Raw genomic sequence first — 25,694 nt, 5'->3', positions numbered from 1 at the left:
CCGGCCAGGGCGGCGTTGCATTGCCTTGTCGTACTAGTCGTACTGCCTGCGGCAATGCGCCTGGCCCTGACCACCTCCCGGCCTTCCTTATGTTCAGCAGCAAGCAGCACCCTGTAGCACAGCAATAGTTTTACCACCGGGCAATCTCGCCCATCTAACACTGAGACAAGGACATATCATGAAAACCACCATCACCACCTTCGCCGCCATCATCGCTTCCGCCATCCTCCTGTCGGGCGCCGCGTTTGCCCAGGACGCCATGCAGAAAGACGCGATGGCCAAGCCTGCCTCGGCCGACGCCATGCACAAGGATGCGATGGACAAGGACGGCATGCACAAGCCGATGGCCAAGAAACACATGAAAAAGGATCACATGGCCAAGGATGGCATGGCAAAAGATGCCATGGGGAAAGACGGCATGAAAAAGGATGAAATGAAAAAGGATGGCATGGCCAAGGATGCGATGGCCAAGTAGTGCAGGGGCCTGGCGCCGTCAACGCGATGGCGCCAGGCCGCGCGCGTCTTCCAGCGTTCACCCATGCTGCCGCATGATGCGAAGTTGCTAATTGGTGTAAGCTTGACGCCTCCTGATTTCCCGCATGCACAGTCATGACCGAACCGTCCGTTGCCGCGTTGTCTCCCGAAGCACCTTCCTCCGATAAATCGATCCGGCGCCGCTCGCTGTTCGCCGCCTGCAGCGCGCATGCCGTGCATGACGGTTTGACGGACGTGATCTATGTGCTGCTGCCCATCTGGCAGGCGCAGTTTGCCATCAGCTACGCCATGGTGGGCCTGTTGCGCGGGTCCTACTCGGGCATGATGGCCGGATTTCAGCTGCTGGCCAGCCGCCTGGCCAGGCGCTGGGGGCGCGAGCGCATGCTGGTGGGCGGCACGGCGCTGGCCGGCGTCGCCTACCTGATCGCGGGGCAGGCGGGCGGCCTGGCCGTGCTGCTGATCGCCTTGCTGCTGGGCGGCCTGGGCGCCAGCACCCAGCATCCGCTGGCCTCGTCCATCGTCACCGATACGCACGAGGCGGGCGGCGGCGTGAAGGAAGCGCTGTCGCACTACAACTTTGCGGGCGATATCGGCAAGACCCTGATTCCCGCGCTGGTGGGCTTGCTGTTGCTCGTATGCAGCTGGCAAGCGAGCGTTTCCTTGCTGGGCTTGCTGGGCCTGGCGGCGGCCGGCTTGCTGTGGTGGTTGCTGCCGAAGCCGGAAGAGATCCAGGCCAGTCAGAAGAAAGCGGTCAAGCCCGTCACTGGCAGCGGCTCCAAAGCAAGCTTTCGCGCGCTGCTGGCAACGGGCACCCTGGACAGCGCCGTGCGGATGGGTTTTCTCACCTTCTTGCCGTTCTTGCTGAAAAGCAAGGGCGCGGGCACGGCCGGCATCGGCGTGGCCTTGTCGCTGCTGTTCGTGGGCGGCGCCTTCGGCAAGTTGCTGTGCGGCTACCTGGGCGCGCGCATCGGCATGATGAAGACCGTGTGGCTGACGGAATCGATGACCTCGCTGCTGATCGTCGCGGCCCTGTGGCTGCCGCTGGCCGGCATCATGGCCATGCTGCCACTGCTGGGGCTGGCGCTGAACGGCACCTCGTCCGTGCTGTACGGCGTGGTGCCGGAACTGGCCGAGTCCGGCAGGCGCGAGCACGCGTTTGCCCTGTTCTACACGGGCAGCATCGGCGGCGGCGCGCTGTCGCCCGTGCTGTTCGGCGCGCTGGGCGACCATACGAGCGTGCCCACGGCCTTGCTGGCGCTGGCGGCCGTATTGCTGCTGACCTTGCCGCTGGCGTGGAAGGTGCAGCGGGGCCTGGCGCATGGCGGCGCCGCATGACAGGATGCCTCGCATGAGTCTGCCATTGCCGCGCGACAAACACGATACGGACAATGCGCAAGCCCTGACCGCCTTGCGCTGGGAAGAACTGCGTCCCGCCATGCCGCAGATCCTCGAGTGGGTGCAGGACGCCAACTGGCCCGTGGCCGCCGTCCTCCTGCCTTACCTGGCCGGCATCGGTCCGCGCCTGGCTCCGTATCTCAAGACGGTGCTGGCCAGCGACGATGAACAATGGAAATATGTTGTTCTGCTGGGCATCGTGCGCCATTCCCCCGGGCTCGCTACCGCGGTGGACGGGCAATTGCAGCGCTTCGCCCTGTCGCCAACGGCTGCCGAGCTGGAAGAAGGCGTGGCCGAGGCGGCCCGGGAGATTTTGGCGGGCAGCGGCGCTGGTGCGGCGTGACTTGCCCGCCAGCACTTCCATCGTCTACACTCGCCGCATGAAAAATTTTGAAAAGCGGCGCGACCGCTACGATTTGTTCCGCGCGTTTGACAATCCCCTCGTCAACATCAATTTCCAGCTCGACGTGCCCGATTTCCGGCCCTGGTGCAAGGAACGGAACATTCCCGTGTTTCACTTTTTCCTGTTTTGCCTGCTCAATACGGTCAAGGACATCGATAATTTCATGTACCGCATCTGCCAGGGCGAAGTGATCCGTATCGACGATTTTCCCGCGTCCTACACCGTCATCAACGGCGACGAGAACCTCAACTATACGCGTTTCATCATGACGGACCAGCTCTATCTCTTCATCGAACGCAGCCTGGAAGCCAAGCGCCTCGCGGAAGCGAGCACCGCGCTGATCAACACGGGCGAGGGACAAAGCGAGCGGGAGCAGCGCAACAATATCTTCATCACCTGTTTGCCATGGCTGGAGCTGGCGGCCATCGAGCACCCGGTCTGCCGCCACCGCGACGCGGACATCCCGACCTTTACCTGGGGCAAATTCGGCCCGCCGCAGGACGATGGCCGCATGCGGATACCGTTTTCGGCGCAGGCCCATCACGGCTTTGTCGATGGCTACCATGTGCAGAAACTGGCGCAGGCGCTGGCACAGCGCATCGCCGCCATGATTGCCTAAGCTAAATAGTCGCTGGGCGCCCGGCCCAGCACGCGGCGGAAGGCGGCCGTAAAAGCGCTGGGGCTGGCATAACCGAGATCGAGCGCCACGCGGGTAACGGCTTGTCCTTCGGCCAGCCGCGTGATGGCGGCCAGCAGGCACGCTTGCTGGCGCCATTGGGCAAAGGGCAGCCCCGTCTGGGCGCGGAATTGCCGCGTAAACGTGCGCCGGCTCATGCCTGCCCGCGCCGCCATCGCGTCGAGGCTGCTGTCCAGGCTGGGCTGTTCGAGCAATTCCATGCACAGCCGCGCCAGCCTGGCGTCCTGCGGCAGGGGCGCGCTCAGGGGCAGGGGATTGGCAGCGGCGATCTCGTCGAGCAGCAAGGCCATCAACCGTCCGGCGCGCGACGCTTGCACATACAAGGCTTCCACGGTCACGGCTTCGGCCAGCAACTGGCGCAGCAGCGGCGTGGCATCGAGCACCTGGCAATCGGGCGGCAAATCCATGCCGGCGATGGCGTGCGGATCGACAAACACATTGTGCATGGTGACGGCGCCATGCATGCGCATGCCGTGGACGAGTCCGGCCGGTACCCAGCAAGCGCGTTGCGGAGGCACCAGCCAGTTGCCCTGCGGCGTGTGCACGCTGATGACGCCGCGCGCCGCATACGCGAATTGCCCGCGCGCATGGCTGTGGCTGGGAAATATCTCGCCGGTAGCATAGTCGCGCGCGATGGCGATCAGTGTTCGCGGCACTTCCGTATAAAAATCATCCATGGCCCGTACTCTACAGTATTTGACCTGGCATCGAAGGCGGGCCGTTGCCTGTGCCATTACCATGCAGACTTTTCCTTCAAGGATGCATATATGCACAATACCTATCATCGCGTGGGCCATGGCCCCCACGCCGTCATCGTCCTGCACGGCTGGTTTGGCGACGCGCACGCGTTCGCGCCCATGGAAACGGCCCTCGATGGCGGCGCCTTCAGCTACGTCTTCATGGACAATCGCGGCTATGGCGGCATGCGTGGCGCGGCGGGCGAGTATTCGATGGAAGAGGTCGCCCGTGACGCACTGGCCTTGGCCGATGCGCTGGGCTTTGCCACATTCAGCGTGGTCGGTCACTCCATGGGCGGCATGGCGCTGGAACGGCTGGCCTTGCTGGCGCCCTTGCGTTTGCGCAAGCTGGTGGCCGTGGCGCCCGTGCCCAGCTGCGGCGTGGCGCTGCAGGGGCCGGCCCGGCAACTGTTTCTCGATGCCAGCGCGAACATCGATGCGCGGCGCGCCATCATCGATCGCAGCACGGGCGGGCGCTTGCCTGCAAGCTGGCTGGACTGGAAGGCGCAGTACTCGTGGGAAAGTGCGGATCAGGCCGCGTTTGCCGCCTATTTCCTCGCGTGGAGCGGGACGGATTTCAGCGGCGAAGTGCAGGCAACGGCGTCGAAACTGCCCTTGCTGGCGCTGGTGGGGGAACACGACCCCCGCTTTGATGCGGACTTGATGCGCCGCACGTATCTGGCGTGGTACCCGCAAGCCCGGCTGGAGGTGCTGGGTAATGCGGGACACTATCCGATGAATGAAGCGCCGCTGGCCCTGGCGGCCAGCATCGAGGCGTTTCTATCGGCGCAGTGACCTTATGCTGCCTTGCTGCGCAGGCGCAGCAAGCTCAGGCCCAGCAGCACGAAGGCGCCGCCCGTGATGCGGTTGAACAGCTTGGCGCGGCCCGGCGTTGCCAGCTGGGTTTTCAGCAGGCGCGCCAGGTTGGCATAGAACAGATGGGCCAGCATGGCGCAGGCGACGAACGAGGTCGTCAGCACGGTGAACTGGATGGCCACCGGCTCGCCCGGCGTGATGAATTGAGGGAACAGGGCCGAAAAGAACAGGATGGCTTTCGGATTGGTCAGCGCGACCGTCAAGCCCTGGCGGAAGAGTTTCCAGAATGAATTTGGATTCGCCGCGCCTTGCACCACGGGCGCATCGGCCACGACGCTGGTCTTGCTGCGCCATTGCTTGATGCCCAGGAACACCAGATACAGGGCGCCGGCCAGTTTCAGCAGCATGAAGGCCGTGGCCGAGGTGGCCAGCACGACGCCCATGCCGGCCATGGCCACGCCGGAAATGATGAACAAGCCAAAACCATTGCCCATGCTGCTGATCATCGCGCGGCGGGGGCCGACGGCGATGGCATTCGAGATGGCCAGCAAGACGGCCGGGCCGGGAGAAAACGTGACGAGCAGGGCGACGCTGCAGAAAAGCAGCCAGTTCGAGAGGTGCATGGATGTTCCTGGGTGGGGCCGAAGCCGGATTGGGAAGTCAAAACACGTCTATTGTACGAAGTTTTCGGCTCCCGCGCCGGCGGCCCCGCCTGAATCAGGCTTTGCTTCAGGCGAACAGGCTGGCGACCACATGGTTGATGGCGGCGCCGCCGGCGATCAGCCAGCAGAACAGCAGGCCGGCCAGCAGCAGGGGCTTGATGCCGGCGCGGCGGATGGCCGACATGTGCGTCGTCAAGCCCAGGGCCGCCATGGCCATGGCCAGCAGGGCCGTGTCGATGTCGGTGATGGTGGCCACTGTGCCCGTTGGCAACAGGCCCAGCGAATTGAAGGCCACCACGGCAATAAAAATGAAGGCAAACCAGGGGATGGCCAGCTTGGCCGCCTTGTCGTGGCCGCCATCTTTGGCCTTGCCGCGCGCCAGCAGGGCCGACAGGATGACGAGGAACGGCGCCAGCATCATTACGCGCACCATCTTGGCGATCACAGCCGCATTCGCCGCCTCCTGCCCGATCGACTTGCCGGCCGCCACCACTTGCGCCACTTCATGCACGGTCGAACCGATGTACACGCCGAAGGCCGTGGGCGTGGCGCCCAGCACTTGCCAGCCTTGATTCAGCTGGTACAGCACGGGGTACAAAAAGATGGCGATGGTGCCGAACACCACGACGGTGGAGACGGCGACGGTGACGTCCTCGCTGCGCCCCTTGACGACGGGCTCCGTCGCCATCACGGCTGCCGCGCCGCAGATCGAGCTGCCCGCGCCGATCAGGATGGCGCTGTTGCGTTCCAGCTTGAACACCCTGGTGCCCAGGAACATGGCCAGGCCAAACGTGGACGCCAGCACCAGCGCGTCGATGGCGATGCCGGCCAGGCCCACCTGGCCGATATCCTGGAATGTCAAACGGAAGCCATACAGGATGATGCCAAGACGCAATAACGTCTGCTTGGAAAAGGCCACGCCGGCGCCGCACGTGGGCGCCAGGCTGCCATACACGCTGTTGCCCAGCACAATGCCCAGCATGATGGCCAAGGTCAGGGCGCTCATGCCGTGGCTTTGCATCCATTCCAGCTTGCCCAGCGCAATGGCGCCCCAGGCGATCACGCCGCTCAGCAGCAGGCCGGGCAGGAGGCGGCCATAGCGGTCGCTGAAACTTGTTGTGTTGCTTGTTGAGAGGGAAGACATGCCGTACTCCATGGTTCTTGGTTCGTATGGCATGACTGTACAGTTCGCTGAATAAGTGGTAAAACGGATTGTTTTTGTATGTTTAACCTATTGAGTGAGTATATTGGATGGCGCTTACGTTGCGGCAACTGCAGATCTTCCTGGCCGTGGCGGACACGGGCAGCACCAGCGCGGCCGGCGAACTGATTGCGCTGTCGCAATCGGCCGCCAGCGCGGCCCTGAACGAGCTGGAAACCTTGTTGGGCGCGCAACTGTTCGACCGCGTGGGCAAGCGATTGCTGCTCAACGACAATGGCCGCCTGCTGTTGCCGCAGGCGCGGCAGATGCGCGACGCGGCCGCCAGCATCGAGCGCCAGTTCGCGGGCGCCGACCCGTCCGTGCCCGTCAGCCTGCAGATCGGCGCCAGCACGACGATAGGCATCTATCTGTTGCCGCAGATCCTGGCCCAGGCGGCGCAGCAGTACGGGCGCAGCATCCCGCAGGTGACGATTGCCAACACGGCCGACATCGCCGCCGCCGTGGCGGAGTTCCGTGTCGATATCGGCCTGATCGAAGGGCCGTGCCATGAGGCGGGCCTGCTGGTGGAACCGTGGCTGACGGACCAGATGCTGATCGTGGCCGCGCCCACGCACCCGCTGGCGCAGCTGCGCCATTTGCTCAGCTTTGCGGAGCTGAACCAGGCGGGCTGGCTGCTGCGCGAGGCGGGCTCGGGCACGCGCGAAGCCGTGGAGCAGGCGCTGGTGCCGTATCTGCATTATCTGCGCGCCGCAGGCGAATTCAGCAACTCGGAAGCCATCAAATATGGCGCGGCGGCCGGTCTCGGCATCGCCTGCCTGTCGCGGGTCGTCGTGGCCGATTTGCTGGCCAGCGGCCAACTGGTCGAGCTGGAAACCATGCTGCCGCCCCTGGAGCGCAATTTCTATCTGATCCGCCAAGCCAAAAAGATCCTCTCGCCCCGTTTGACAGGATTTTTGGAACTGTGCCGCCACGCCTCGCGCATGGCTTGACTGTTTTCCATATAAGGGATAAATTCCCACATATGGAAAATTCAACGCTCACAGATAACGAGACGGAACAGCGCCTGGCCGCGCGATTAAAACAGTTGCGCGTGGAGCGGAGCTGGTCGCTGGACCAGCTGGCCAGTGCCAGCCAGGTCAGCCGCGCCACCCTGTCGCGCCTGGAAAATGGCGAAGTCAGTCCGACGACAGCCGTGCTGGGCAAGCTGTGCGCCGCGTATGGCCTGGCCATGTCGCGCCTGCTGCGCATGGTAGAGGACGATTTTCCGCCCCTGCTGCGGCGGGCTGAGCAAAGCGTGTGGACGGACGCGGACACGGGCTTTGTCCGCCGTTCCGTCTCGCCCCCGTCGCGCGCGCTGGCCGGCGAAGCGCTCGAATGCGAGCTCGGCGCGGGCGTGACGATCAGCTATGCCGCCTCGCCCCGGCCCGGCATGGAACACCATCTGTTGCTGCAGGACGGCAAGCTCAACGTGACGGTCGACGGCCGCTCCCACGCTTTGCTGCCCGGCGATTGCCTGCGCTACCAGTTGCATGGCGCCAGCGCGTTTACGACCCCGCCGGACAGCGGTGCCCGCTATTTTTTGTTCATCGTCTGAGGTTGATATGTCCCCATCGCTACGCCATTTTTTGCCCGCCGATATTCTTGTACGCCTGCCGGAACTGGGCGCCTTGCTGCAAGACTGCGTGCACGACGGCGCCAGCATCGGTTTTATCCTGCCGTTCGATACGGCGGCCAGCCAGGCGTTCTGGACGGATAACGTCTTGCCGGCCGTGACGCGCGGCGTGCGCCTGCTGCTGGTGGCCGAAGTGGAAGGGAAGGTGGCGGGCGCCGTGCAGTTGGATTGGGATACCAATCCCAACCAGGCGCACCGGGCCGAAGTGCGCAAGCTGCTGGTCGCGCCCGCTTTCCGCCGGCATGGCATCGCCCGCCAGTTGATGCGGGCGCTGGAAGAACAGGCGCGGCAGCTGCCGTGCAGCCTGCTGACTCTGGACACGCGCAGCGGCGACCATGCGCAAGCGCTGTATTTGTCGCTCGGCTACGTGGTGGCGGGCTGCATCCCCGCCTATGCGCTGGCGCCGGCCGGCGACCGGCTGGACGCCACCACCATCCTGTACAAGCAACTGCAGCATTGATCTGGCAAAGGGAACTCATGAATTGCAAGGACCGCATGTTGCCGCTGCCAGCCAATGTCGGCTGGCTTGTTGCCAGATAAAATCACCCGTCTGATTACAGAACCGTCCTACCTCGATACCCGGCATCGTCCGACTGGCGTGTGCCGGTGCCGCGCCTACACTGTTCTTTGATAGACCCGGCGGCGGGTCCTTTCTTCTTACAGGAGGCTGATATGGCAAATATCCAGGCAGGATCGGACGGTGCGGCAAAACAGGAAATGTCGGCAAAGCGCTTGAACGTGGTGGACTGGATCTCCATGATCCTCTTGATCGTGGGCGGCTTGAACTGGGCGCTGGTGGGCCTGTTCGATATCGACATCGTGGCCCGCATCCTCGGTGCCATGACGGCGGCTTCGCGCGGCGTGTACGTGCTGGTGGGGCTGGCGGCGCTGTATTCCATTTACCTGTGCCTGCGCAAGTTCCCGGCCAAATCCTAGACGGGAGGATACATGCCTGTTGGTGCAAGCCCCAAGCGTGAACGCGAATTCAAGAAGCTGGAACGCGATTTCAAGCAGGAAGGACGTTACCCGGGCCGCGAGGAAGAGGTCGCGGCGCGCATCGTGAACAAGCAAAGGGCGCAGTCGGGTGAAACCAGGCAAGCGCAGGAGCGGAAAAAAGCCGGCGGCGCTGCCCCGGAGGCGTCACCGCCTGACTTGCCCATCGCTGGCTACCAGCAACTGACGGTGGCGCAGATCCGCGACAAGCTGGACAGCCTGTCTGCTGCCCAGCGCAAGCGGCTGCGCGCTTATGAGGCGGCACACAAGAAGCGCAAGGGCGTGCTGCAAGCGCTGGAGGCTTGAGCTGGCGTCATGAGCTGTATGCGGTGTCCGGCTTGTCCATGCATGCGTTATGGGACGGCTTGCTGCGTACGCAGGTAGGCCAGCAAGTCGGCCACTTGCTGCGCATTGCCGATGCCCCAGAAACGCATGTTATTGCCGGGAATGAAATCGCTGGGCGCCTTGAGGAAGGCGGCCAGGTTTTGCTCGGTCCAGACAATATTCGCGTTTTTCATGGCCGCCGAGTATTTGTAGTCGGTGGTGGCGCCGGCCTTGCGGCCGATCACGCCCGTCAGCTTGGGACCGAAGCCGCCGCGCGCCGATGGTCCCACCTGATGGCAGGAAGCGCATTTGCGAAATGCTGCCTTGCCCGCTTCGGCATTGCCGGTGAGGGGGGCGGGAGCGGCAGCCTGCGCTACGGCTGCTGGCGCCAGCAGCAGGGCTGGCGCCAGTAGCAAGGCTGCGGCGGCAAGAGGAGAGGACCAGCGAAAAAGAAATGGGGATGTCATCGGTGAGGCGGAAGTGCGCGATATGGCAAGTAATGACGCATTTTACAGGCGGGCATCAAAACCTGCCCGTCAGCTATGCAACCATGCCAGGCTAGCCATGCCAGGCGGCTAGGCGAGGGCACGGCGCCGCAAGCTGCGGGACAGGCTCCATACCGCTAGCGCTTGCCGCCCTGTGCACCGAGCGCCGCCATGGCCGAGGCAAACACGATGCAGGCGATGGCCAGCCACTGGGTCAGGCTCAACAGTTCTCCCAGCACGGCCATGGCCGCCAGCGCGCTGACGGCCGGCGCCGCGCTGCTGAACATGCCGAACACCCCTTGCGGCAAGCGGCGAAGGGCAAAGATTTCCAGAGAGTACGGCAGGGCGCTCGACAGCATGGCAATGGCCAGGCCCATCAAGGCAATCGACGGCGCCAGCAAGGCTGTTCCCGAGTAGGTGATGCCGATGGGCACCGTCACCATGGCCGCCACCGTCATGCCCCAGGCCACGGCTTGGCCACCTTGCAAGGTCGAGGCCCGCTTGCCGAAGATGATGTACAGCGCCCAGCACAGGGCCGCGCCCAGTGCATACGCCACGCCGACGGGGTCCAGGCTGCCCGGACTGCCTTGCAGCGGCAACAGTAAATACAAGCCAAACACGGCGCACGCGACGGCCAGCAAATCGCGTGGCCGGCGCGACGACAGCATGGCCACGGCCAGCGGCCCCGTTACCTCGATGGCGACGGCGATACCGATCGGTATCAGCGCAAACGCCCGGTAAATCAGCAAGTTCATCAACCCCAGCACGGAACCATACACCAGCAGGTTCAGCACATCCTTGCGCGTCAGCCGGTAGCGCCACGGCCGGAAGATGGCCAGCAGGATCAGCGCCGAGAACCCCACGCGGTACGCCGTAATCCCCTCGACCCCGATGACGGGAAACAGATTCTTCGCAATCGCCGCCCCCAGATTGACGGAAATCTGCCCTCCCAGGACGGCCAGGGAAGGGAGCAGGATGTTGTCGGGGAGGGCGGAGGTCGAGGCGGGGGAGGTCATGGGGCGGTATTTTAATACGGCATCGGATGCACGGCTTTATTTTTAGGAAAGCTCTGATCACTGGAATTCGGGTTTGTGTGCTGAGAAATTAGTGACGCCATAAGCGATCAAGGGGCCCGCCCGCCGATAGTCCTGGCGTCCGGAACGTGTTCCGGTCGGGGATATGGCTGCTCATGCGCGACCCAAACGCGTTGCAAACCGAGGCGGTCGAGCAGTTGGTGTTTCATCTGCTCGTCGCTGAGATTGAATAGCCGTAAAATTAGCAGCACACGCACCATCCGTTTGGTTGAGAACGGTAAACAACCGACGCGTTTGCAGCTGGGGCCTGGAGCAGCGGCATCGACTGCTGCGGCTAACGCGGCGAAGTCAGCACGCTGTTCCAGCAGTCGCAGCGTATCGCCAAACTTGTTGAGCTTTGCTTTGTGCTCCTGGTCGGCAAACAGGCTGTGTTTGATCATCACAGTCGGGGAAATGGTGCCACCGGCTTCATGTTGGAGCTGGAGAGGGTTTTTGAGGCGCGCACGAGGTCAGAGAATGTCCGACTACCTCAAGCGTCACGCATGCAACGAATGCGTGACGCTTCACATAGAATATACCTGTCTAGCTGATCCCGGTTTGTTTATGCAGCTTGTGACGCTAAAACGTCGTAGGCTTCCAAGATCAGGGAGTAAATTCCGGCAGAGTTGTTATATGGGGCTGCACTAGAAAAATAGGCGGTGATACGGGAGTATTCCCCATTCACTGTTCCTGGTTTGTACCAGTCGCTATAGTGAAAATTCGACGCGCCAGCACCGCTCGCAACCTGAGGCAGGGTAAATTTGATCGTTTCGCCAGAAAACATGTTGAAAAGAATTTGCACGTTGCATTGACCACCTGCATTTTCGTCAAAATAGACTGCTTTCAGACGGTACCAGCGCGATGTACCGGGTGCCGGAGCTGGAAATGCTGCGAATGGTGCAATAATGTCTCCCGAGGGGCAAGGTAGCGGACCTGGCGCCTCTTTTGTGAGCTTTACAAACGTTTCGTTACCCTTTGGGAAAATAATTTGGCTTCCAACGATAGTCATCAATTTCTCCATTTTTTGAATTTCGAAAATTACGTTTTTTACCTACCTGCCTTGTCGATATGCAGCGTCACAAGTATGGCAGGCAATAATGACAGATAATCTATCAAATTATAACATTTGCAATATATTGCAAATTATGCATTTCCCAAATTCAACTAATGCTGAGGTACCTCGAACACACAGGGTTACGAGGCAGTGCAATAACGGCATCACCACTGTCCGCGATCCATTGGCCCGGGCGCGTAGAAGGCGGAAATCGCGCCCGGAGGGTTTGTGGGGCAGACAGACACGATCTCATTCGTTTGCCCCTCTGGCTCAAGCAGGTGTCACGTTGCGAATGCCACTGACCCACGCTCACCGTCTCTTTTACTCCAGCTTCAACGCCTTCGCCACATCCCCCCACGCCACATACTTGAAGTTCTGCGGCCCATCGGGCAAGCGCTTGTAGCCGTCCTGGATCACCAGCATGCCTTGCGCATACGCACCGCCCAGGTTGGCGGAGGTGACGTCGAGGCCATCCGTTTCCGAGGTGCCGTCTATGCCAGCGGGCAAGTTGAAGCCCACCTTGAAGCGGCCGCGCACCTTGTACGGCGCTTGCGTGTCGAGCACGACATAGCTGCTGTCGCCCTGGCTGGAGACGATCAGATAGCCCGTGTCGGGCTTGGCGCCTGGCTGGCGGTAGATGGCCATGCCTTCCACATCCGCCGTCAGGTGCGCTCCCACCGGCAAGACCATGGTGAGGGCGTCCGGCCTGGCGGCGTCGGCCGAGGTGGTCCAGATGCCGCGCGTTTCCTCGCCCAGGAACAGTCTGGCGTTGGCATCGTCGGCCACGCAGCCTTCCGGTTGGGTGTCAACCTTGAAGCTGCGCAACAGAGTCGCGCTGAATTTGCCCCCTTCCAGGCCGATGCGGTATTGCTGGAAGGTGCCGTCCTTGTCGTTGATGAACGCTTGCACGCCGCCGCCGGCCGGTTGATATAAACACATGCCGTAGATGCTTTTCAGACCGGTCGGGAAGCGGCCCGCTTCCGCCACCTCGCCGCTGGCATTGATGGTGAACAACATCATGCTGTTGTCGTCGCGCTGGGTGGCCACGGCCAGGTCGACCTTGCTGCCGCCCAACTGGATGTTCTGCCGCACGTCGACGTTGTTCAGGCGGCCCACTTCCAGCAGCTGCGTCTGCTTGCCTTGCAGGTCGTAGACGAGCAGTCCCTGCTTCTTGTTGGTACCGAGAATGCGCGCATCGGCTGGATTCCTGGACAGCCAGATGGCCGGGTCGTCGGCCGCGTCGCCCTGGCGCGCCATCGGTTCCGTCTGCGCTTGCGGGGCGATGATGGCCACCGCAGGCTGCGTTTCCGCTTTGCCTGCCCATTTCAAGGGCCGCGCCTGCCAACCGTTCTTGCCGCGCAGCAGCAAGGCGTCCTTGTCCAGCGCCAGCTGGCTGTCGCCCTTGCGCACGTTCAAGGCGACGGACTGGGCTGGCTGTGCCGTCCATCGGCCGTCCTGGTGGGCGAACAGGTGCAGCTTGTCCGCCTTGCCGTCGAGCACGGCCACGCCGCCCGGCAGCACGGCCAGCGCACCGGCGCCGCCGTCGAGCTGGCCGTACGGCTTGCGCAGGGCCACCACTTCGCGCTTGCCCATGCCTTCGGACTCGGCGTCATACGCCCACACGCCCATGTTGGACTCGCTCACCAGCAGGCGCTGCGCGCCATCGTCGGCGCGGCAATGTTTGGCGTGCGGCGGCAGGGCCAGTTTGCGTACCAGGCTGCGCTGCTCGCCCTGCATGACCCATTGTTCCGCTTGGCCATCCTTGCCGATCAAGAACAGGTGATCGAGCTGCTGGGCGTCGCGGTACAGGCAGGACGCTTCCACGGAAAACGTCGGCACGGGAAACGGCGCCAGTTTCACCAGCTTGCCGGCCTGCACATCGACGGAGACGGGCAGCGGGCGCTGCGTGTCCGCTTCCAGGAAGACGGCCAGCACCTTGCTGCCATCGATGCGCGTGTCGAGCTGCTTGGCGCGCACGGCAATGCGTTCTTGCTCCTGGCCGGCCGCATTGAACAGACGCAAGCCGTGCTTGTCCAAAGTCAGCCAGCCGCCGCCGGGCAGGCGGGCCAGTTCCTCCGCTTCCTGCGTGAAGGAGGGGGTGGCGTTGGACGCGACGGGGGCGGCTTGCACCGTGCCGCTGATGCAGAAGGCAGCCAGCAAAGCGCTGCAGAGTACGGTTTTTTTCATGTTATTGACAATCATCAGAAGGCGCTGGCTTTCAGGCTCACTTTGAAAGTGCGGCCGTATTGTTCGTTTTGCACGTTGTATGGCTTCGTGCCCTGGTAGACATAGTATTTCTCGTTGTTCAGGTTGGCCGCCTCGAACGTCACCTGGAACTGCTTGTTGATCTGGTAGGACAGCGAGAAGTCGAGCTGTTTCTGGCTGTCCACGATACGGTCCTGGCTTTGATCGAGGATATCGCCGCCCATTTCCAGCAGGTAAGGCGACTTGTAGTTGAGGGCCAGGCGGGCGCTGACAGGCCCCGTTTCATAGCCCAGCATCAGGTTCATGACCTGGTTCGACTGGCCCGGCAGGCGGATGTCGCGGTTCATCTGCTGCTTGCTCGCCTTGTCGTAGCGGCCGATTTGCGCGCTAGACGTGCTCAAGGTGCCGTTGACGCCGACGAGAAACTTGTTGAATGGCGCCGGCAGCATGCGCAGCGGCTGCATGTAAGCCAGTTCGATGCCCTTGACTTTCGCCGCGTCGCCGTTCGCATACGAGGTGGCCGTCGTGTAGCCCGTCCAAGCTCCCGTGCCGGCCAGGTTGGTCGTGTACGTAAAGTTCTTGATGTCCTTGTAGAAGCCGTAGGCCGACATCACGCCGTCGTTGCCCAGGACTCTTTCGATACCCAGGTCCAGGTTGTTGGCTTTCAAGGGTTTCAAGTCCGGGTTGCCGATCACGGCTTCCGTGTTGCTGGCCAGGCTGATGCCGGGTGCCAGCTGGCTGAAGTTGGCGCGCACCACGGCTTGCGTCCAGGCGGCCCGCACGCTGGTTTTTTGATCGACGTCATAACGGGCTTGCAGGTTCGGCAGCCAGTTGGTGTACGAACGTTCGCGCGTCAAAGGCGTGGCGACGCCGGCGCTGTCCACCTGCGAGCCGGCCGCCTCGAAGCTGGTGCGTTCGGCGCGCACCCCGCCCAGGATGTGCCAGGCGTCGAAGTCATAGCTGTTTTGCACATACATGGCGTTGATGTCTTCATGCATGCGGTAATCGTTGATGATCGATTCCGTGGCCAGGCGCGCCTTGTCGCGGTCCAGGCCGGCCACACGGGCACGGATCAGCGCCGGGTCCAGCGCCACGCCGATGTTGCCCAGATCGTAATCGAGATTGTGGCCCTGCACGAAGGCGCTCATCGAGGTGGAGCCGGCGCCCCAGTAATTGCCGCTGGTGGCCTTGCTGCTGTTATACGCCCATTGATCCGTGTCATTCGTCTTTTCGCGGCGGCTGACTTTGGCGCCGAATTTCAGGGTGGCGATGTCGAACTTGCGCGCCAGGTCGATGCGTGCATGGTGTTCATTGTCCTTCGAGTAACGCTTTTGCAGCGTGATGGCGTTGAGCGCGTAGCTGGCCGGTTCGTACAGCGAGGCGGGGCCGCTCAACGATGGTTGCTCGGTGCCGTTGAAACTGATGCCGGCAAAATTGCTGAGGCCGCGGAAACGGCCGTCGTTCAAGGATTCCGGCGTGTCTTCCGTGGCGCGGCTCAGGCCGCCTTTCACGTCCAGGGTCCAGTCGCCCGATTTCTGCTGCGTGCCCAGCACCAGCGAGCGTACTTGCTGCGTGTACTTGCGCTGGCGGATGCGACGTTCGGCGCGCGCGCTGGCCGTCTGGCCTTCGGCAAGGCTGCCGCCGGCGATATTGCTGATGGTCAGGCGGTCGCGCACTTCATCGTCGGAAAATTCGCTCACAAAAGAGCGCAAAAACCAGCTGTTGCCCGCTTCCGGACGGTAATCGAGGTTGACTGCCAGGGCGCCGCGCTTGCGCACGGGCAGGTAGTCGCGCAATTCCAGGCCCGACAATTTGCCCTTGCTCCAGGCGCCGCCCGTTTCCACGTCATCGGAGCCGAACGAGCGCTTTTCCGCGCTCAGGCCGGCGGCCACGCCCAGCTTGCCATCGAGAAAGCGCTGGGCCCACAGGGCGCCGCCGCTGGGGCTGGTCTTGCCCGTCTTTTCATCATGGCTGGCGGCCACGTTGGCCGACAGCAGCTTGCCCGGCAAGTCGAAGGCGGACAGCGATTTCACTTCGATGGTGGCGCCCAGGGAGTTGGCGTCCATTTCCGGCAGCAAGGTCTTCGAGACTTCCAGCGTGCGGATCAGGCCGGCAGGCAGGATATCGAGCGCCACGGCGCGGCGGCCCGCTTCCGGCGACGGCACCAGCGCGCCGTTGATGGTGACGGCATTCAGGTCAGGCCCCAGGCCGCGCACCGTGATGTAGCGGCCTTCGCCCTGGTCGCGCTGGACGGACACGCCCGGCAAGCGGGCCAGCGCCTCGGCCGCGTTTTTATCGGGCAAACCGCCGATATCGTCGCTGCTGATGACGCTGATGATGTTGTCGGCTTTCTCTTGCGCGGCGATGGCGTTGCGCAGGCTGGCGCGCTGGCCGCTGACGACCACGGTGGCGGCCGGCTGGCCAGCCGCATCTTGTGCTTGCGCATGGCTTTGACCGCTGAAGACGGCCATGATGGCCAGGGACAGGGCCGTCAGGCGAAGCGGAGAGGGGAACGATGTGTGCGTGGTTTTCATGAAGAGCTCGGTTAGGGAGGAAGGAACCGGGCGGATTCTAGGCAGCAAATATGACGGTTGCGTGACAGGCAATCGATTGCCAGCCTGAAAACAACGGCGGGTGAACGCTTTCCGGCCGGAAATGAACCGGGGTGAGCTGAAATGACCTGCCGGCGCAGGGCGCATGGGCAAAGGCTCGCCGTATTTGCATGGGTGTCCCTGGTAATGATGAGCCGTTTGCACCTGCCGCACGGGAGCGGGGCATGTCATCGTGCCGTCATGGGCAGGCGCTATCGTGGCGGCAGCACCACTTTTAAAGGTTTTCCCACATGCTGCCATTGCACCGTAACAGCCTGATTGCCGCCGCACTGGCCTTGCCCCTGTTCTTGTTCCTGTACGCCACATTGGGCCACGTTAAACCGTTTGCCGTCTGGAAGTGGATGGATATCGTCTGCGAAGGCGGCACGGCCGTCATGGCGGGCATCTGGTTTTTGTTTACCCTCAGCAGCCGGCCGCGTGGACGGGTGACGAGCCTGATCGCCGGCGGCCTGTGCGCCATCATGCTGGGGTCTTGGGCCGATTGCCTCGATGAATTCTTCGCCATCGACAAGCAGGAAGTATGGGATAACTGGCTGGAAGCCTTGATCCCGTTCGGCATGCTGGTGCTGACGATCGGCATGTATTACTGGCGCCAGGAACAGTTCCGCCTGAACGAACATCTGCAAAAGCGCGAACGCCTGTTCCGCGACCACCGCGCCTTCGACCGTATCACGCAGCTGGCCGACGCCAGCTACCTGCGTACGCAGATGCGCCTGGAGCAGGAACGCCGGCCCGGCCTCGATTGCGCGCTGGTCTTGCTCGACATCGACAGCTTTCACCTGATTAACCGCGAATACGGCCACCGCGAAGGCGACCGCGTGCTGCAAGCCGTGGGCCACATGCTGCTGTTGAACTTGCGCAATGACGATCTGCTGTGCCGCTATGCGGGCGACCGCTTCGCCGTGCTGATGCCGGGCGTGTCGCGCGAGGATGCGGCCGTGCGGGCACGCCACCTGTGCGTCATGGTGGGGCAGATGCGCCACCACACCAACGACAACCGCGAAATCCGCCTGAGCCTGCGGCATGCGTGCTCGCTCACCGATGGCGTGCCGGAAGTGGTGCTGGCCGAGCTGAGCCGGGCCGTGGAAACACCGGGCCGCAGCACCAGTCCCAGGGCCGGCAGCGCCGCGCCCGCCTGATGCCGCTGATTCAGCAGGGCGACCCCGGCATCGCGGCCCATCACCAGCCGGCGCTGGTGCTCGATTACGCGCGCAGCCGCGAACTGGCTACGGCGCCGCTGCTCAAGGGCACGGGCCTGGACGGCGGCGCGCTGCCGTCCGCGGAAAGCCAGGTGAGCGCCGCGCAATACCTGCAATTGCTGGCCAACGTGGCGCGCGGCCTCGACAGTGCCGACACCAGCTTCATGCTGGGCCAGCAAATGTTGCCCGGCCATTACGGCGCCGCCAGCCATGCCTTGCTGCAGGCGCAGAATCTGCGCCAGGCCTTGACCATCCTGTGCGATTTTCATACCTTGCTGTGTCCGCTGCTGCAGCCGCGCTTGCGGGAGGCCGGCGACATGCACGTGCTGTACTGGGTCGATGCGTTCGGCGCGCCCAGCCAGCTGCCTTTTTTGGTGGAAATGCACATGACGGCGCTGGCGGCCATGTGCCGCTGGCTGGCGGGCGAGTCCTTGCCATGGCGCTTCTGTTTCAACCGCGCGCGGCCTCGCCACGTGGAGCAGCACGAAGTGCACCTGGGCCAGTCCCTGCGTTTCGATTGCCAGGTGGACGCCATGCTCATCGATTCGAGCTGGCTCGACAAGCCCTGGCCGCGCGGCAATGCCACGGCGGCGGCGTTGGCCTTGCGCGCGGCGGCCCTGGCGCCCGTGCCGGCAGCCAGCCTGCTCGGTGCGCTGTACGACTACCTGCTGCTCAATATCCGCTGCGCACCGACCCTGGAGCGCACGGCGCAGGAATTCGGCGTCAGTCCCGCCACCCTGAAACGCCATTTGGCGCGCCATGGCACGCATTTCCAGGCCGAGCTGGACCAGGTGCGCGCGCACAAGGCGATTTATCTGTTCCAGGCGCATGGCTACGACAACGATGCCGTGGCCGCCTACCTCGGCTTTCATGATGCCACCAACTTCCGCCGCTCGTTCAAACGCTGGACGGGGCAAACGCCGCAATTATTGCGTCACGCGCTGGCCCTGTTCGTTGCTGGATGATCGCCGGCGTTGCGCGCCGGCGCCACGCAAGGTCGTTCCTGAGGGAACAATTGCCCGTTCTGCTACATCCATAGTACACTCGATCAGAGAGCGGACAGACGCGCTTTGAGGCGCTCCGGTACGGCGTCACGCGACGCCGCAATACCGCCATCACGATGGCGGGCCGGCGGCAGACAACCGGCGTGCCGTGCCTTAACCCAGCCTGGAAACTGGCGTCACCAGTGTGGTGCGCCGGAAACCGGGCAACTTGATAATGCTCAATCGTGTATTCACAATCGCAGATCGATCCAGTCGTCAGTTTCCGCAACACCCAGGGTGAGGCGGTGCGCGGCACGATTTTCAACTTGCAGCGCAATTCGCTGGTCATGGAAATCTATAATCCATACTCGATTGTGCAGGTCAGCGAGGTGCTCAATGACGTGACCGTGCGCATGGGGGCGAAAAACGCCTACGTGGGCAAGGCCGTCGTCATCAGCAGCGTCAACACGGGCCTGACCGCCATCGTTTCCGTGACCCTGATCGACGAGTGGCGCGAGCTGAGCGATGTGGTCGTCGTCAAGGGCGCCGTGTTGAAAGAGTCGAGCGCCTTTGTCGCCGGCTGGGGCGAGCGCTTCCGCATCCGCCGCGACTACCAGATCGTCGTCAACGAAATGCGCGCCTTCCTGTCGGAAGTGGCGCGCTGGGTCGAGCAGGTCGACCTGTCCGACTCGCTGCCCAAGGAAAACGGCCGCCTGCGCCCCGATATCTTCGACGAGCTGGCCTTGCCGCTGATGGAACAGACCCAGCTTTACCTGCGCCAGCTCGAGGTGGAAGCCTCGCTGGTCGAGGAAGAGCGGGCGCCGGCCCACCGCGCCTTCGCCCAGGCGGCGCTGCACCCGCTGATCCTGCGCGCCCCGTTCGTTTTCCGCACGTTTACCAAGCCGCTCGGCTATGCGGGCGATTACCAGATGGTCAACCAGCTGCTGGACGATCCGCGCCAGGGCCCGAGCACGTATTTTCAGATCGTCAATGCGGCCTTTCTGCAGGCGGCCGTGGCGACGGCGCACCGCAACCGCATCGATATCCTGACGGAGTTTTTGTCGCAAAAGGCGGCCGCGGCGCGCGCCGCCGGGCGTGTGTATAAGGTGCTCAACGTGGGCTGTGGCCCGGCCATCGAGGTGCAGCGTTTTCTGGAAACGTGCCCCGATGCGCAATGGCTGGCCTTCGAACTGGTCGACTTCAGCAGCGAGACGCTGGACTGGACGCGCGCGCGCCTGACCACCATCATGCAGCGCACGGGGCGCGTGGTCGAGATCGATTATGTGCACGATTCCGTGCACAACCTGCTCAAGCGCCGCCACGGTTCGGGCGCCACGGGTTTGCCCGGCAGTTTCGACGCCGTGTATTGCGCCGGCCTGTTCGACTATCTGTCCGACAAGGTGTGCGCGCGTCTGCTGATGCACTTCGCCTCGCGCGTGGGTCCCGGCGGGCGTTTGCTGGTGACGAATGTGCACGCGGATAATCCGGGCAAGTTCGGCATGGAGCATTTGCTGGAATGGCATTTGATCTATCGCAATGAAGCGGGCCTGTCGGCCTTGCTGCCCGAGCATGCAAGGGACCCGAAAATCTATGTCGACGCCACGGGCGTGAATGTGTTTGCGGAAGTGAGCATTCCTTGATCATGGATACCCCAGGCCTGCACGCCGGCTACACGGCCGTTTTGCGCGACTTCCGCCTGGAATTCAGCCGCGGCGGGGCCTACACGGGCATCGTGCTGATCCTGCTGGGCATGGGCCTCGATTCGGCCCTGTATCCGGACAAACAGTCGGCGTTCACCAGCGCGCGCATCGTCGTGTCCGTGCTGATCTTTTGCGTCGTGCTGGCCATGCGCACGCGCTGGGCGCAAGACCGCATCCAGGGACTGACCTTTGTCTGGCTGATCCTGCCGCAAATCATGATCGCCTGGATGATCGCCGTCACGGAAGGCGCCACCTCGATCTATTATGTGGGCATGACCCTGGCCATCTATTCATCGGGCATCGTGCTGGCCTTCGGCCTGTGGCAAAATATGGTCTTTGGCGCGATTTCCTGCCTGCTGTACGTGGCTGCGTGCGCCTGGCATGCCGGCGGTTTCGACTTGCCGAGCACGTTTGTCGTCAACTGTTTATTCCTCATCATGTCGGCCAGCATCAGCGCCGTATTTACCTATTTTAACGAACGCGCCCGCTTCATGCTGTTCCAGCTGAAGGCGGAGGTGGCGCAAAAGAACACGCAGCTGGAAGAAACGAATAAAAGCCTGGCCGATATCAAGGGACAGATGCTGCAGCAAGAGAAGATGGCCGCCATCGGCACCCTGGCCGCCGGCATGCTGCACGAGGTAAACAACCCCGTGAATTTCTGCATGATGGCCATCGAGGTGGCCATCGAAGACCCGGCCGCCAAGCAAAGCGCGCTGGTCAGCGAATGCCTGGCCGACGCCAAGCAGGGCATGCTGCGCGTGCAGCACATCGTGTCCGATTTGAAAACCTTTGCCTACCGCAAGAGCGGCAACCAGCTGGAAACGGGCCACTTCCAGTTTCGCAGCGCGCTCGAGGCCGCCATCCGCCTCGTGGGTCACGAAACGAAGAATGTCAGCATCAGCCACGACTTGCCGGTCGACACCCTGGTGCGCGGCGACGAGGCGGCCATCGTGGGCGTGCTGATCAATTTGCTGGGCAATGCCGTGCTGTCCATGCGCAAGGGCAATGCGCCGCCGTTCGAGATCCGCATCACGGCCCACTGGGATGACAACCGCCTGCGCATCAGCGTGCGCGACAACGGCCCCGGTATCGCCCCGGAAAATCTGGCGCGCGTGTTCGAACCGTTCTTCACCACGCGCGAAGTGGGGCAGGGCCTGGGCCTGGGCCTGAGCATCAGCTATGGCGTGATCGAGCGCCACGGCGGCACCCTCTCCGCCGAAAGCGAGCTGGGTGTATGGGCCAGCATGAATTTCGACTTGCAGCGTTCCGACTGGGAGGGCCGCTAGCATGGATAACGATAGCCGCGCCAGCGTGCTGTACGTGGACGACGAAGCGCTCGCCTGCAAGTATTTCGAGCGCGCCGTCGGCCAGCGCTACCGCGTACTGACGGCGCAGAGCGTCGATGCTGCGCTGGCCTTGCTGGAAGACGAGGCCGGCCAGATCGACGTGCTCGTCACCGATTACCGCATGCCGGACCGCCTGGGCAGCGAATTGCTGCAGGAAGTGGCGCAGCGCTATCCGCACATCGTCTGCATGCTCGTCACCGCGTATGCAGACAAGGACGTGCTGCTCGAGCTGATCAACGGCGGCACCTTGTTCCGTTTGCTGGAAAAACCGCTCGACCTGGCCGCCATGCAAGCGGCGCTGCAGCTGGCCGTGCAGACGGGACGCGAGCGCGCCGCCCGCCGCCAGGGCCTGGTGGCGATGGAGGAATCGCTGGCCTTTCTCGCGCATGAATTGAACACGCCGCTGGCGGCCATCGCCAATTTTGCGCGCGGCATTGCGCGCCGCGCGCAGGCGGACGCCGCACCGCAGGCCGAGATCGGCGAAGCGGCCGCCTTGATGCACGACAATGCGCGCTATTGTTTGTCCGTGCTGGCCAGCTTTGTCGACACGGTGCGCCTGGCCAGCGCCGGGCCCGGCATGCAGGGCGGACGCCGCGCCGGCAGCGCGCGCCAGCTGCTGGATGCCTTGCTCGACAGCTATCCCTTGAGCACGGACCAGCGCGCCGCCATTACGGTGGAAGTGGGCGACGATTTCTCCATTGCCGAGTCGCCCAATTGCGTCGCGCTGATTTTATCGTCGGTGCTGGCGAATGCCTTGCGTTCGGCCGGCGAGCAAGCCCGTCCTGCGATCGGCATCCGTATCGATGCGGGCCGCATCGCGGTGCGCGACAATGGCGCCGGCATCGCCCCCGAGATCGTTACACAGCTGTTGAGTGACCCCGTCAGTGCCGGTGGCGGCGAAGGCAAGGGCTGGGGCATGGTGTTTTGCCACCGCATGATGCAGTCGTTCGGCGGCAACCTCGATATCGCCACCGAATTTGACACTTCCACCACGGTAACCCTGAATTTTCCAGTACATATAAGGAACGAGCATGATTGACGCCAATCTGCGTTTACCGGCTCAGCGTGAGCCGGCGCAAGGCTTGCCGACGATACTCTATGTCGATGATGAGGCCAACGCCCTCAAATACTTCCAGCGCGCCATCGCGCCGCTGGCCGACGTGCTGACGGCCACTTCGGTCGAGGAAGGCAAGCGCATACTCGACGAGCAGGCCGACCGCATCGCCGTGCTGGTCTCCGACCAGCGCATGCCCGGCGCCTACGGCAACGAGCTGCTGTCGTATTGCTGGGACCGCCATCCGCACATCGTGCGCATCCTGACCACCGCGTATTCAGAGCTCGAGCACACGGTGGAAGCCGTCAACCAGGGGCAGATCCACCGCTACATCCAGAAGCCATGGGATATCGCGGCGTTGCGCATGGAACTCAAGCAGGCATTGGAACTGGCGCGGCTGCGCAATGAACACGCCCAGTTGCTGCGCGAAAAGCTGATGGTGCGCCAGCGGCAAGCCGTCGCCAACCGCATCGGCACCCTGTACGCCTTGTGCGCCAGCCTGGCCGGTCCGGAACAGCAGCTGCCTGTGGAAGCGTATCTGTCGGCGGCCCTGACGGCCGGCGTCACGCCGCCCGAGCCGGACTGGCTGCTGATGGATTATGCCGACCTGGTCAGTTCGGAAGCCTTCCGCGGCACGGCCTTTGCTGCCGCCGTGCGCCAGCAGCTCGACACGCTCGAGCGCGAGCATCCGGGGCGCGGCGTGGAGCAGGCGATCGACATGCTGCTGCCCGTGTTTGGCGCGGCGCTGCAAAACCAGGGCGGCACGGCGCTGTTCCTCGATGGCCGGCTGTTGACGGAATTTCTGGAAACGCCGACCACGGCGCCCGTCTCGGCCATCCACTCGTTCTGGCTGGCCAGCTTGTTGTGGCTGGCGCGGCGCGGCTGGTCGCTGCAGCTGAGCAAGACGGACCTGGGTTTGCAGGGCAAGGTGGTGCAGGCCGAACCGGCGCTCACGCCGGACCACCTGGCCGCCTGGATCGAGCAATTCTGACGGGGCCCGCAAGGGGGAGCGCCAAATAAAACAGGGCCGCGCGGGCCCTGTTGCCATGTGCTGCGAGCAGACTTAGCGTTCCGCAGCTGCCTTCAGGTTGTTCAAGCCTTTTTCAAAATCCTTGCCGATCATCCTGTCCATGCTGACGAAGACTGTCATGACCTTGCTGACGTAAGGGCTGGGGCCGGTCATGGTCCAGTTCACCTTGGTGCCGTCGCCCTCGGGAGTCATGGTAAAGGTGGTGGTGTTGTGGCTTTCAAACGGCTTGAGGAAGTCCAGCTTGATGACGGTGCGTTCGGGCTGGGCCGCCTCCGTGATTTCCATGCGGCCGGCGCCCACCTTGTCATTGCCTTGCCATGCATACTGCGCGCCCAGGCCATTGGCCGGGCCCGTAAACGTGCGGCGCATGGCCGGATCGAGCTTTTCCCACGGCGACCAGGCGGCCCAGTAATGGAAGTCCGTGATCAGGCCGGCGATTTTCTCGGGCGGGGCCTTGATGGTGATTTCGCGCTGGACACTGAAGGTGTCGGGCTTGGTGGTGGCATAGCCGAGGATGGCGGCGACGACGACAACGATCAGCAGCAGGGTTTTTTTGATCATATGCTCTCCAAATCTTGAATGGTCGATGCGAACGAATCAAGGCAATCTTAGCAGATATGAATGGCCGTGCGCGGCCTGTTGGCCTTTATTTGCGCCGGCTTTGCGCAGGGCCGCTTGTACGCCTGCCTGCACGCCAATTTGCCGCCCCGCACAGGCGCGCACGCCAGGCTGGTGCCGGTTTGTGGCGAGGGCCGCCGTCCGCTAGAATGCTGGCCTGCAAAGATTTCAAAGGGAAATATGATTCAAGGAACGATCGCCAGGCTGACCCTGGCGTGCGGCGTGCTGGCTTCCGCCTTTGCCGCGAACCTGGCGCATGCCGATGCCTGTCCCGCCCACTACGTCGACGGCCGCAAGCCGGAAATCACCAACCCCAAGCTGGACGTGGCAACCAAAGAGCTGTGCTACAACGTGTTTGGCGTCATGCACTCGGGTATCACGCGCACGCCGCTGTGGTCGGCCGAGCACTTGACGGCCAACAATCTGGAAGCGGCGCAGGATTTGTCGCGCGAAAACTCCTTTCACGCTGAACGCAAGCTGCCCGCCGCCCAGCGCGCCGAATTGGCCGACTACGCGCGCAGCGGCTTCGACCGTGGTCACATGGCGCCCAACGGCGACATGCCGGACCGCCAGAGCCAGCGCGACAGCTTTACCTTGGCTAACATGGTGCCGCAAGACGCGCGCAACAACCGCTATGTGTGGGCCGGCATCGAGGGCGCCGTGCGCAAGATGGCGAAGAAAGAGGGCGACCTGTACGTGATCACGGGGCCGGCTTTTATCGGCGGCAACCTGCGCAAGGTGGGAAGAGTCATTGTGCCCAGTCATCTGTACAAGGCCGTGTACAGCCCGCGCCAGCGCGCCGGCGCCGCCTACTTCATTGAAAACGTCGACACGAAGACGTATGAAGTGCTGAGCATTGCGCAACTGGAAGACAGGATAGGCATCGATCTGTTACCGTCGCTGACGCGCCAGCAGAAACTGCGCATGCTGAGTTTGCCGAAGATCAATAGCAAGTCCAAAAAATAATCGCCTTGAGAGG

General features: G+C 63.1%; 27 protein-coding genes. 17 read left to right on the top strand and 10 right to left on the bottom strand.

Annotation, left to right across the window (positions count from 1 at the left end):
* Nucleotides 1-178 precede the first annotated feature (178 nt).
* The 4 genes from D9M09_RS13820 (at nt 179) to D9M09_RS13805 (ending at nt 2,912) form a co-directional block, all read left to right on the top strand.
* Entirely contained in the window at nt 179-475 is a 297-nt protein-coding gene (locus D9M09_RS13820) for a pentapeptide MXKDX repeat protein (protein ID WP_121669590.1), read from the top strand.
* A 134-nt stretch (nt 476-609) separates the two neighbouring features.
* Complete coding sequence (locus tag D9M09_RS13815; RefSeq protein WP_121669589.1) at nt 610-1,830, top strand: MFS transporter; 1,221 nt, start codon at nt 610-612, stop codon at nt 1,828-1,830.
* A gap of 13 nt (nt 1,831-1,843) precedes the next feature.
* Entirely contained in the window at nt 1,844-2,233 is a 390-nt protein-coding gene (locus tag D9M09_RS13810) for a DUF5071 domain-containing protein (RefSeq protein ID WP_162995674.1), read from the top strand.
* 37 nt (nt 2,234-2,270) lie between these two features.
* The gene (locus tag D9M09_RS13805) at nt 2,271-2,912 is read left to right on the top strand and encodes a CatA-like O-acetyltransferase (protein WP_121669587.1); all 642 of its coding nucleotides are present in this window, start codon (nt 2,271-2,273) and stop codon (nt 2,910-2,912) included.
* Here D9M09_RS13805 and D9M09_RS13800 read toward each other — a convergent pair.
* Nucleotides 2,909-3,667, bottom strand: a complete 759-nt coding sequence (locus D9M09_RS13800) for an AraC family transcriptional regulator (RefSeq protein WP_205602364.1) — start codon at nt 3,665-3,667, stop codon at nt 2,909-2,911. The genes D9M09_RS13805 and D9M09_RS13800 overlap by 4 nt on opposite strands.
* Before the next feature lie 90 nt (nt 3,668-3,757).
* On the opposite strand from D9M09_RS13800, the gene D9M09_RS13795 reads away from it, so the two are divergent.
* On the top strand, nt 3,758-4,522 hold the full coding sequence (locus D9M09_RS13795) for an alpha/beta fold hydrolase (protein ID WP_121669585.1): 765 nt from the start codon (nt 3,758-3,760) through the stop codon (nt 4,520-4,522).
* 2 nt (nt 4,523-4,524) lie between these two features.
* On the opposite strand, the gene D9M09_RS13790 is transcribed toward D9M09_RS13795, so the two are convergent.
* Nucleotides 4,525-5,166, bottom strand: coding sequence for a LysE family translocator (locus D9M09_RS13790; protein ID WP_070218425.1), 642 nt, complete (start codon nt 5,164-5,166; stop codon nt 4,525-4,527).
* Between the two features lie 106 nt (nt 5,167-5,272).
* Nucleotides 5,273-6,349 (bottom strand): YeiH family protein, encoded by a 1,077-nt coding sequence (locus D9M09_RS13785; protein WP_240453640.1) that lies wholly within the window; start codon nt 6,347-6,349, stop codon nt 5,273-5,275.
* Nucleotides 6,350-6,456: 107 nt separating this feature from the next.
* Here D9M09_RS13785 and D9M09_RS13780 point away from each other — a divergent pair, with 107 nt between their 5' ends.
* The 5 genes from D9M09_RS13780 to D9M09_RS13760 all read left to right on the top strand — a co-directional run bounded on the left by D9M09_RS13780 (nt 6,457) and on the right by D9M09_RS13760 (nt 9,338).
* Complete coding sequence (locus D9M09_RS13780; protein ID WP_121669583.1) at nt 6,457-7,356, top strand: LysR family transcriptional regulator; 900 nt, start codon at nt 6,457-6,459, stop codon at nt 7,354-7,356.
* A gap of 32 nt (nt 7,357-7,388) precedes the next feature.
* The gene (locus tag D9M09_RS13775) at nt 7,389-7,961 is read left to right on the top strand and encodes a helix-turn-helix domain-containing protein (protein WP_121669582.1); all 573 of its coding nucleotides are present in this window, start codon (nt 7,389-7,391) and stop codon (nt 7,959-7,961) included.
* Nucleotides 7,962-7,968: 7 nt separating this feature from the next.
* Nucleotides 7,969-8,499: a GNAT family N-acetyltransferase gene (locus D9M09_RS13770; RefSeq protein WP_121669581.1), complete on the top strand. Its 531-nt coding sequence runs from the start codon at nt 7,969-7,971 to the stop codon at nt 8,497-8,499.
* A gap of 212 nt (nt 8,500-8,711) precedes the next feature.
* A complete protein-coding gene (locus tag D9M09_RS13765; RefSeq protein WP_083287945.1) occupies nt 8,712-8,975 on the top strand; it encodes a DUF378 domain-containing protein in 264 nt (87 codons plus the stop codon).
* A 12-nt stretch (nt 8,976-8,987) separates the two neighbouring features.
* Nucleotides 8,988-9,338, top strand: a complete 351-nt coding sequence (locus tag D9M09_RS13760) for a hypothetical protein (protein ID WP_070310599.1) — start codon at nt 8,988-8,990, stop codon at nt 9,336-9,338.
* Between the two features lie 47 nt (nt 9,339-9,385).
* On the opposite strand, the gene D9M09_RS13755 is transcribed toward D9M09_RS13760, so the two are convergent.
* The 6 genes from D9M09_RS13755 to D9M09_RS13735 all read right to left on the bottom strand — a co-directional run bounded on the left by D9M09_RS13755 (nt 9,386) and on the right by D9M09_RS13735 (nt 16,707).
* Nucleotides 9,386-9,823, bottom strand: coding sequence for a c-type cytochrome (locus D9M09_RS13755; RefSeq protein WP_083287946.1), 438 nt, complete (start codon nt 9,821-9,823; stop codon nt 9,386-9,388).
* 155 nt (nt 9,824-9,978) lie between these two features.
* Nucleotides 9,979-10,857, bottom strand: a complete 879-nt coding sequence (locus D9M09_RS13750; protein ID WP_070292269.1) for an EamA family transporter — start codon at nt 10,855-10,857, stop codon at nt 9,979-9,981.
* 107 nt (nt 10,858-10,964) lie between these two features.
* Nucleotides 10,965-11,315, bottom strand: coding sequence for a transposase (locus D9M09_RS13745; RefSeq protein WP_121669580.1), 351 nt, complete (start codon nt 11,313-11,315; stop codon nt 10,965-10,967).
* 161 nt (nt 11,316-11,476) lie between these two features.
* Complete coding sequence (locus tag D9M09_RS28995; protein WP_139143683.1) at nt 11,477-11,923, bottom strand: hypothetical protein; 447 nt, start codon at nt 11,921-11,923, stop codon at nt 11,477-11,479.
* A 366-nt stretch (nt 11,924-12,289) separates the two neighbouring features.
* Nucleotides 12,290-14,155 (bottom strand): phytase, encoded by a 1,866-nt coding sequence (locus tag D9M09_RS13740; RefSeq protein WP_121671081.1) that lies wholly within the window; start codon nt 14,153-14,155, stop codon nt 12,290-12,292.
* A 14-nt stretch (nt 14,156-14,169) separates the two neighbouring features.
* A complete protein-coding gene (locus tag D9M09_RS13735) occupies nt 14,170-16,707 on the bottom strand; it encodes a TonB-dependent receptor (RefSeq protein ID WP_121669579.1) in 2,538 nt (845 codons plus the stop codon).
* A 308-nt stretch (nt 16,708-17,015) separates the two neighbouring features.
* On the opposite strand from D9M09_RS13735, the gene D9M09_RS13730 reads away from it, so the two are divergent.
* The 6 genes from D9M09_RS13730 to D9M09_RS13705 all read left to right on the top strand — a co-directional run bounded on the left by D9M09_RS13730 (nt 17,016) and on the right by D9M09_RS13705 (nt 24,058).
* Entirely contained in the window at nt 17,016-17,924 is a 909-nt protein-coding gene (locus D9M09_RS13730) for a GGDEF domain-containing protein (RefSeq protein WP_121669578.1), read from the top strand.
* Nucleotides 17,924-18,949 (top strand): AraC family transcriptional regulator, encoded by a 1,026-nt coding sequence (locus tag D9M09_RS13725; RefSeq protein WP_121669577.1) that lies wholly within the window; start codon nt 17,924-17,926, stop codon nt 18,947-18,949. The genes D9M09_RS13730 and D9M09_RS13725 overlap by 1 nt, the downstream gene beginning before the upstream one ends.
* A 263-nt stretch (nt 18,950-19,212) precedes the next feature.
* Complete coding sequence (locus D9M09_RS13720) at nt 19,213-20,607, top strand: class I SAM-dependent methyltransferase (RefSeq protein WP_121669576.1); 1,395 nt, start codon at nt 19,213-19,215, stop codon at nt 20,605-20,607.
* 2 nt (nt 20,608-20,609) lie between these two features.
* Nucleotides 20,610-21,953 carry a sensor histidine kinase gene (locus D9M09_RS13715; protein WP_070292310.1) on the top strand — a complete coding sequence of 448 codons (1,344 nt, stop codon included), beginning with the start codon at nt 20,610-20,612 and terminating at the stop codon, nt 21,951-21,953.
* A 1-nt stretch (nt 21,954) separates the two neighbouring features.
* Nucleotides 21,955-23,052: a hybrid sensor histidine kinase/response regulator gene (locus D9M09_RS13710; protein ID WP_121669575.1), complete on the top strand. Its 1,098-nt coding sequence runs from the start codon at nt 21,955-21,957 to the stop codon at nt 23,050-23,052.
* The gene (locus D9M09_RS13705) at nt 23,045-24,058 is read left to right on the top strand and encodes a response regulator (RefSeq protein WP_121669574.1); all 1,014 of its coding nucleotides are present in this window, start codon (nt 23,045-23,047) and stop codon (nt 24,056-24,058) included. The genes D9M09_RS13710 and D9M09_RS13705 overlap by 8 nt, the downstream gene beginning before the upstream one ends.
* Nucleotides 24,059-24,130: 72 nt before the next feature.
* Here D9M09_RS13705 and D9M09_RS13700 read toward each other — a convergent pair whose 3' ends face one another.
* A complete protein-coding gene (locus tag D9M09_RS13700) occupies nt 24,131-24,658 on the bottom strand; it encodes an SRPBCC family protein (RefSeq protein ID WP_121669573.1) in 528 nt (175 codons plus the stop codon).
* A 237-nt stretch (nt 24,659-24,895) separates the two neighbouring features.
* Between D9M09_RS13700 and D9M09_RS13695 the strand changes: the two genes are divergently transcribed.
* Entirely contained in the window at nt 24,896-25,681 is a 786-nt protein-coding gene (locus D9M09_RS13695) for a DNA/RNA non-specific endonuclease (protein WP_121671080.1), read from the top strand.
* Nucleotides 25,682-25,694 lie beyond the last annotated feature (13 nt).

Origin of the sequence: Janthinobacterium agaricidamnosum (genome assembly GCF_003667705.1) — a bacterium.
Taxonomy (GTDB): domain Bacteria; phylum Pseudomonadota; class Gammaproteobacteria; order Burkholderiales; family Burkholderiaceae_D; genus Janthinobacterium.
The sequence above is the reverse complement of the archived record's forward strand: the minus strand, read 5'-3'. Positions and strand labels throughout refer to the sequence as shown.

Excerpts from the sequence above, each read along its gene's own strand:
- D9M09_RS13820 (WP_121669590.1), top strand. The coding sequence starts at position 179 with ATGAAAACCACCATCACCACCTTCGCCGCCATCATCGCTTCCGCCATC.
- D9M09_RS13815 (WP_121669589.1), top strand. The coding sequence starts at position 610 with ATGACCGAACCGTCCGTTGCCGCGTTGTCTCCCGAAGCACCTTCCTCC.
- D9M09_RS13810 (WP_162995674.1), top strand. The coding sequence starts at position 1,844 with ATGAGTCTGCCATTGCCGCGCGACAAACACGATACGGACAATGCGCAA.
- D9M09_RS13805 (WP_121669587.1), top strand. The coding sequence starts at position 2,271 with ATGAAAAATTTTGAAAAGCGGCGCGACCGCTACGATTTGTTCCGCGCG.
- D9M09_RS13800 (WP_205602364.1), bottom strand. The coding sequence starts at position 3,667 with ATGGATGATTTTTATACGGAAGTGCCGCGAACACTGATCGCCATCGCG.
- D9M09_RS13795 (WP_121669585.1), top strand. The coding sequence starts at position 3,758 with ATGCACAATACCTATCATCGCGTGGGCCATGGCCCCCACGCCGTCATC.
- D9M09_RS13790 (WP_070218425.1), bottom strand. The coding sequence starts at position 5,166 with ATGCACCTCTCGAACTGGCTGCTTTTCTGCAGCGTCGCCCTGCTCGTC.
- D9M09_RS13785 (WP_240453640.1), bottom strand. The coding sequence starts at position 6,349 with ATGTCTTCCCTCTCAACAAGCAACACAACAAGTTTCAGCGACCGCTAT.
- D9M09_RS13780 (WP_121669583.1), top strand. The coding sequence starts at position 6,457 with ATGGCGCTTACGTTGCGGCAACTGCAGATCTTCCTGGCCGTGGCGGAC.
- D9M09_RS13775 (WP_121669582.1), top strand. The coding sequence starts at position 7,389 with ATGGAAAATTCAACGCTCACAGATAACGAGACGGAACAGCGCCTGGCC.
- D9M09_RS13770 (WP_121669581.1), top strand. The coding sequence starts at position 7,969 with ATGTCCCCATCGCTACGCCATTTTTTGCCCGCCGATATTCTTGTACGC.
- D9M09_RS13765 (WP_083287945.1), top strand. The coding sequence starts at position 8,712 with ATGGCAAATATCCAGGCAGGATCGGACGGTGCGGCAAAACAGGAAATG.
- D9M09_RS13760 (WP_070310599.1), top strand. The coding sequence starts at position 8,988 with ATGCCTGTTGGTGCAAGCCCCAAGCGTGAACGCGAATTCAAGAAGCTG.
- D9M09_RS13755 (WP_083287946.1), bottom strand. The coding sequence starts at position 9,823 with ATGACATCCCCATTTCTTTTTCGCTGGTCCTCTCCTCTTGCCGCCGCA.
- D9M09_RS13750 (WP_070292269.1), bottom strand. The coding sequence starts at position 10,857 with ATGACCTCCCCCGCCTCGACCTCCGCCCTCCCCGACAACATCCTGCTC.
- D9M09_RS13745 (WP_121669580.1), bottom strand. The coding sequence starts at position 11,315 with ATGATCAAACACAGCCTGTTTGCCGACCAGGAGCACAAAGCAAAGCTC.
- D9M09_RS28995 (WP_139143683.1), bottom strand. The coding sequence starts at position 11,923 with ATGACTATCGTTGGAAGCCAAATTATTTTCCCAAAGGGTAACGAAACG.
- D9M09_RS13740 (WP_121671081.1), bottom strand. The coding sequence starts at position 14,155 with ATGAAAAAAACCGTACTCTGCAGCGCTTTGCTGGCTGCCTTCTGCATC.
- D9M09_RS13735 (WP_121669579.1), bottom strand. The coding sequence starts at position 16,707 with ATGAAAACCACGCACACATCGTTCCCCTCTCCGCTTCGCCTGACGGCC.
- D9M09_RS13730 (WP_121669578.1), top strand. The coding sequence starts at position 17,016 with ATGCTGCCATTGCACCGTAACAGCCTGATTGCCGCCGCACTGGCCTTG.
- D9M09_RS13725 (WP_121669577.1), top strand. The coding sequence starts at position 17,924 with ATGCCGCTGATTCAGCAGGGCGACCCCGGCATCGCGGCCCATCACCAG.
- D9M09_RS13715 (WP_070292310.1), top strand. The coding sequence starts at position 20,610 with ATGGATACCCCAGGCCTGCACGCCGGCTACACGGCCGTTTTGCGCGAC.
- D9M09_RS13710 (WP_121669575.1), top strand. The coding sequence starts at position 21,955 with ATGGATAACGATAGCCGCGCCAGCGTGCTGTACGTGGACGACGAAGCG.
- D9M09_RS13705 (WP_121669574.1), top strand. The coding sequence starts at position 23,045 with ATGATTGACGCCAATCTGCGTTTACCGGCTCAGCGTGAGCCGGCGCAA.
- D9M09_RS13700 (WP_121669573.1), bottom strand. The coding sequence starts at position 24,658 with ATGATCAAAAAAACCCTGCTGCTGATCGTTGTCGTCGTCGCCGCCATC.
- D9M09_RS13695 (WP_121671080.1), top strand. The coding sequence starts at position 24,896 with ATGATTCAAGGAACGATCGCCAGGCTGACCCTGGCGTGCGGCGTGCTG.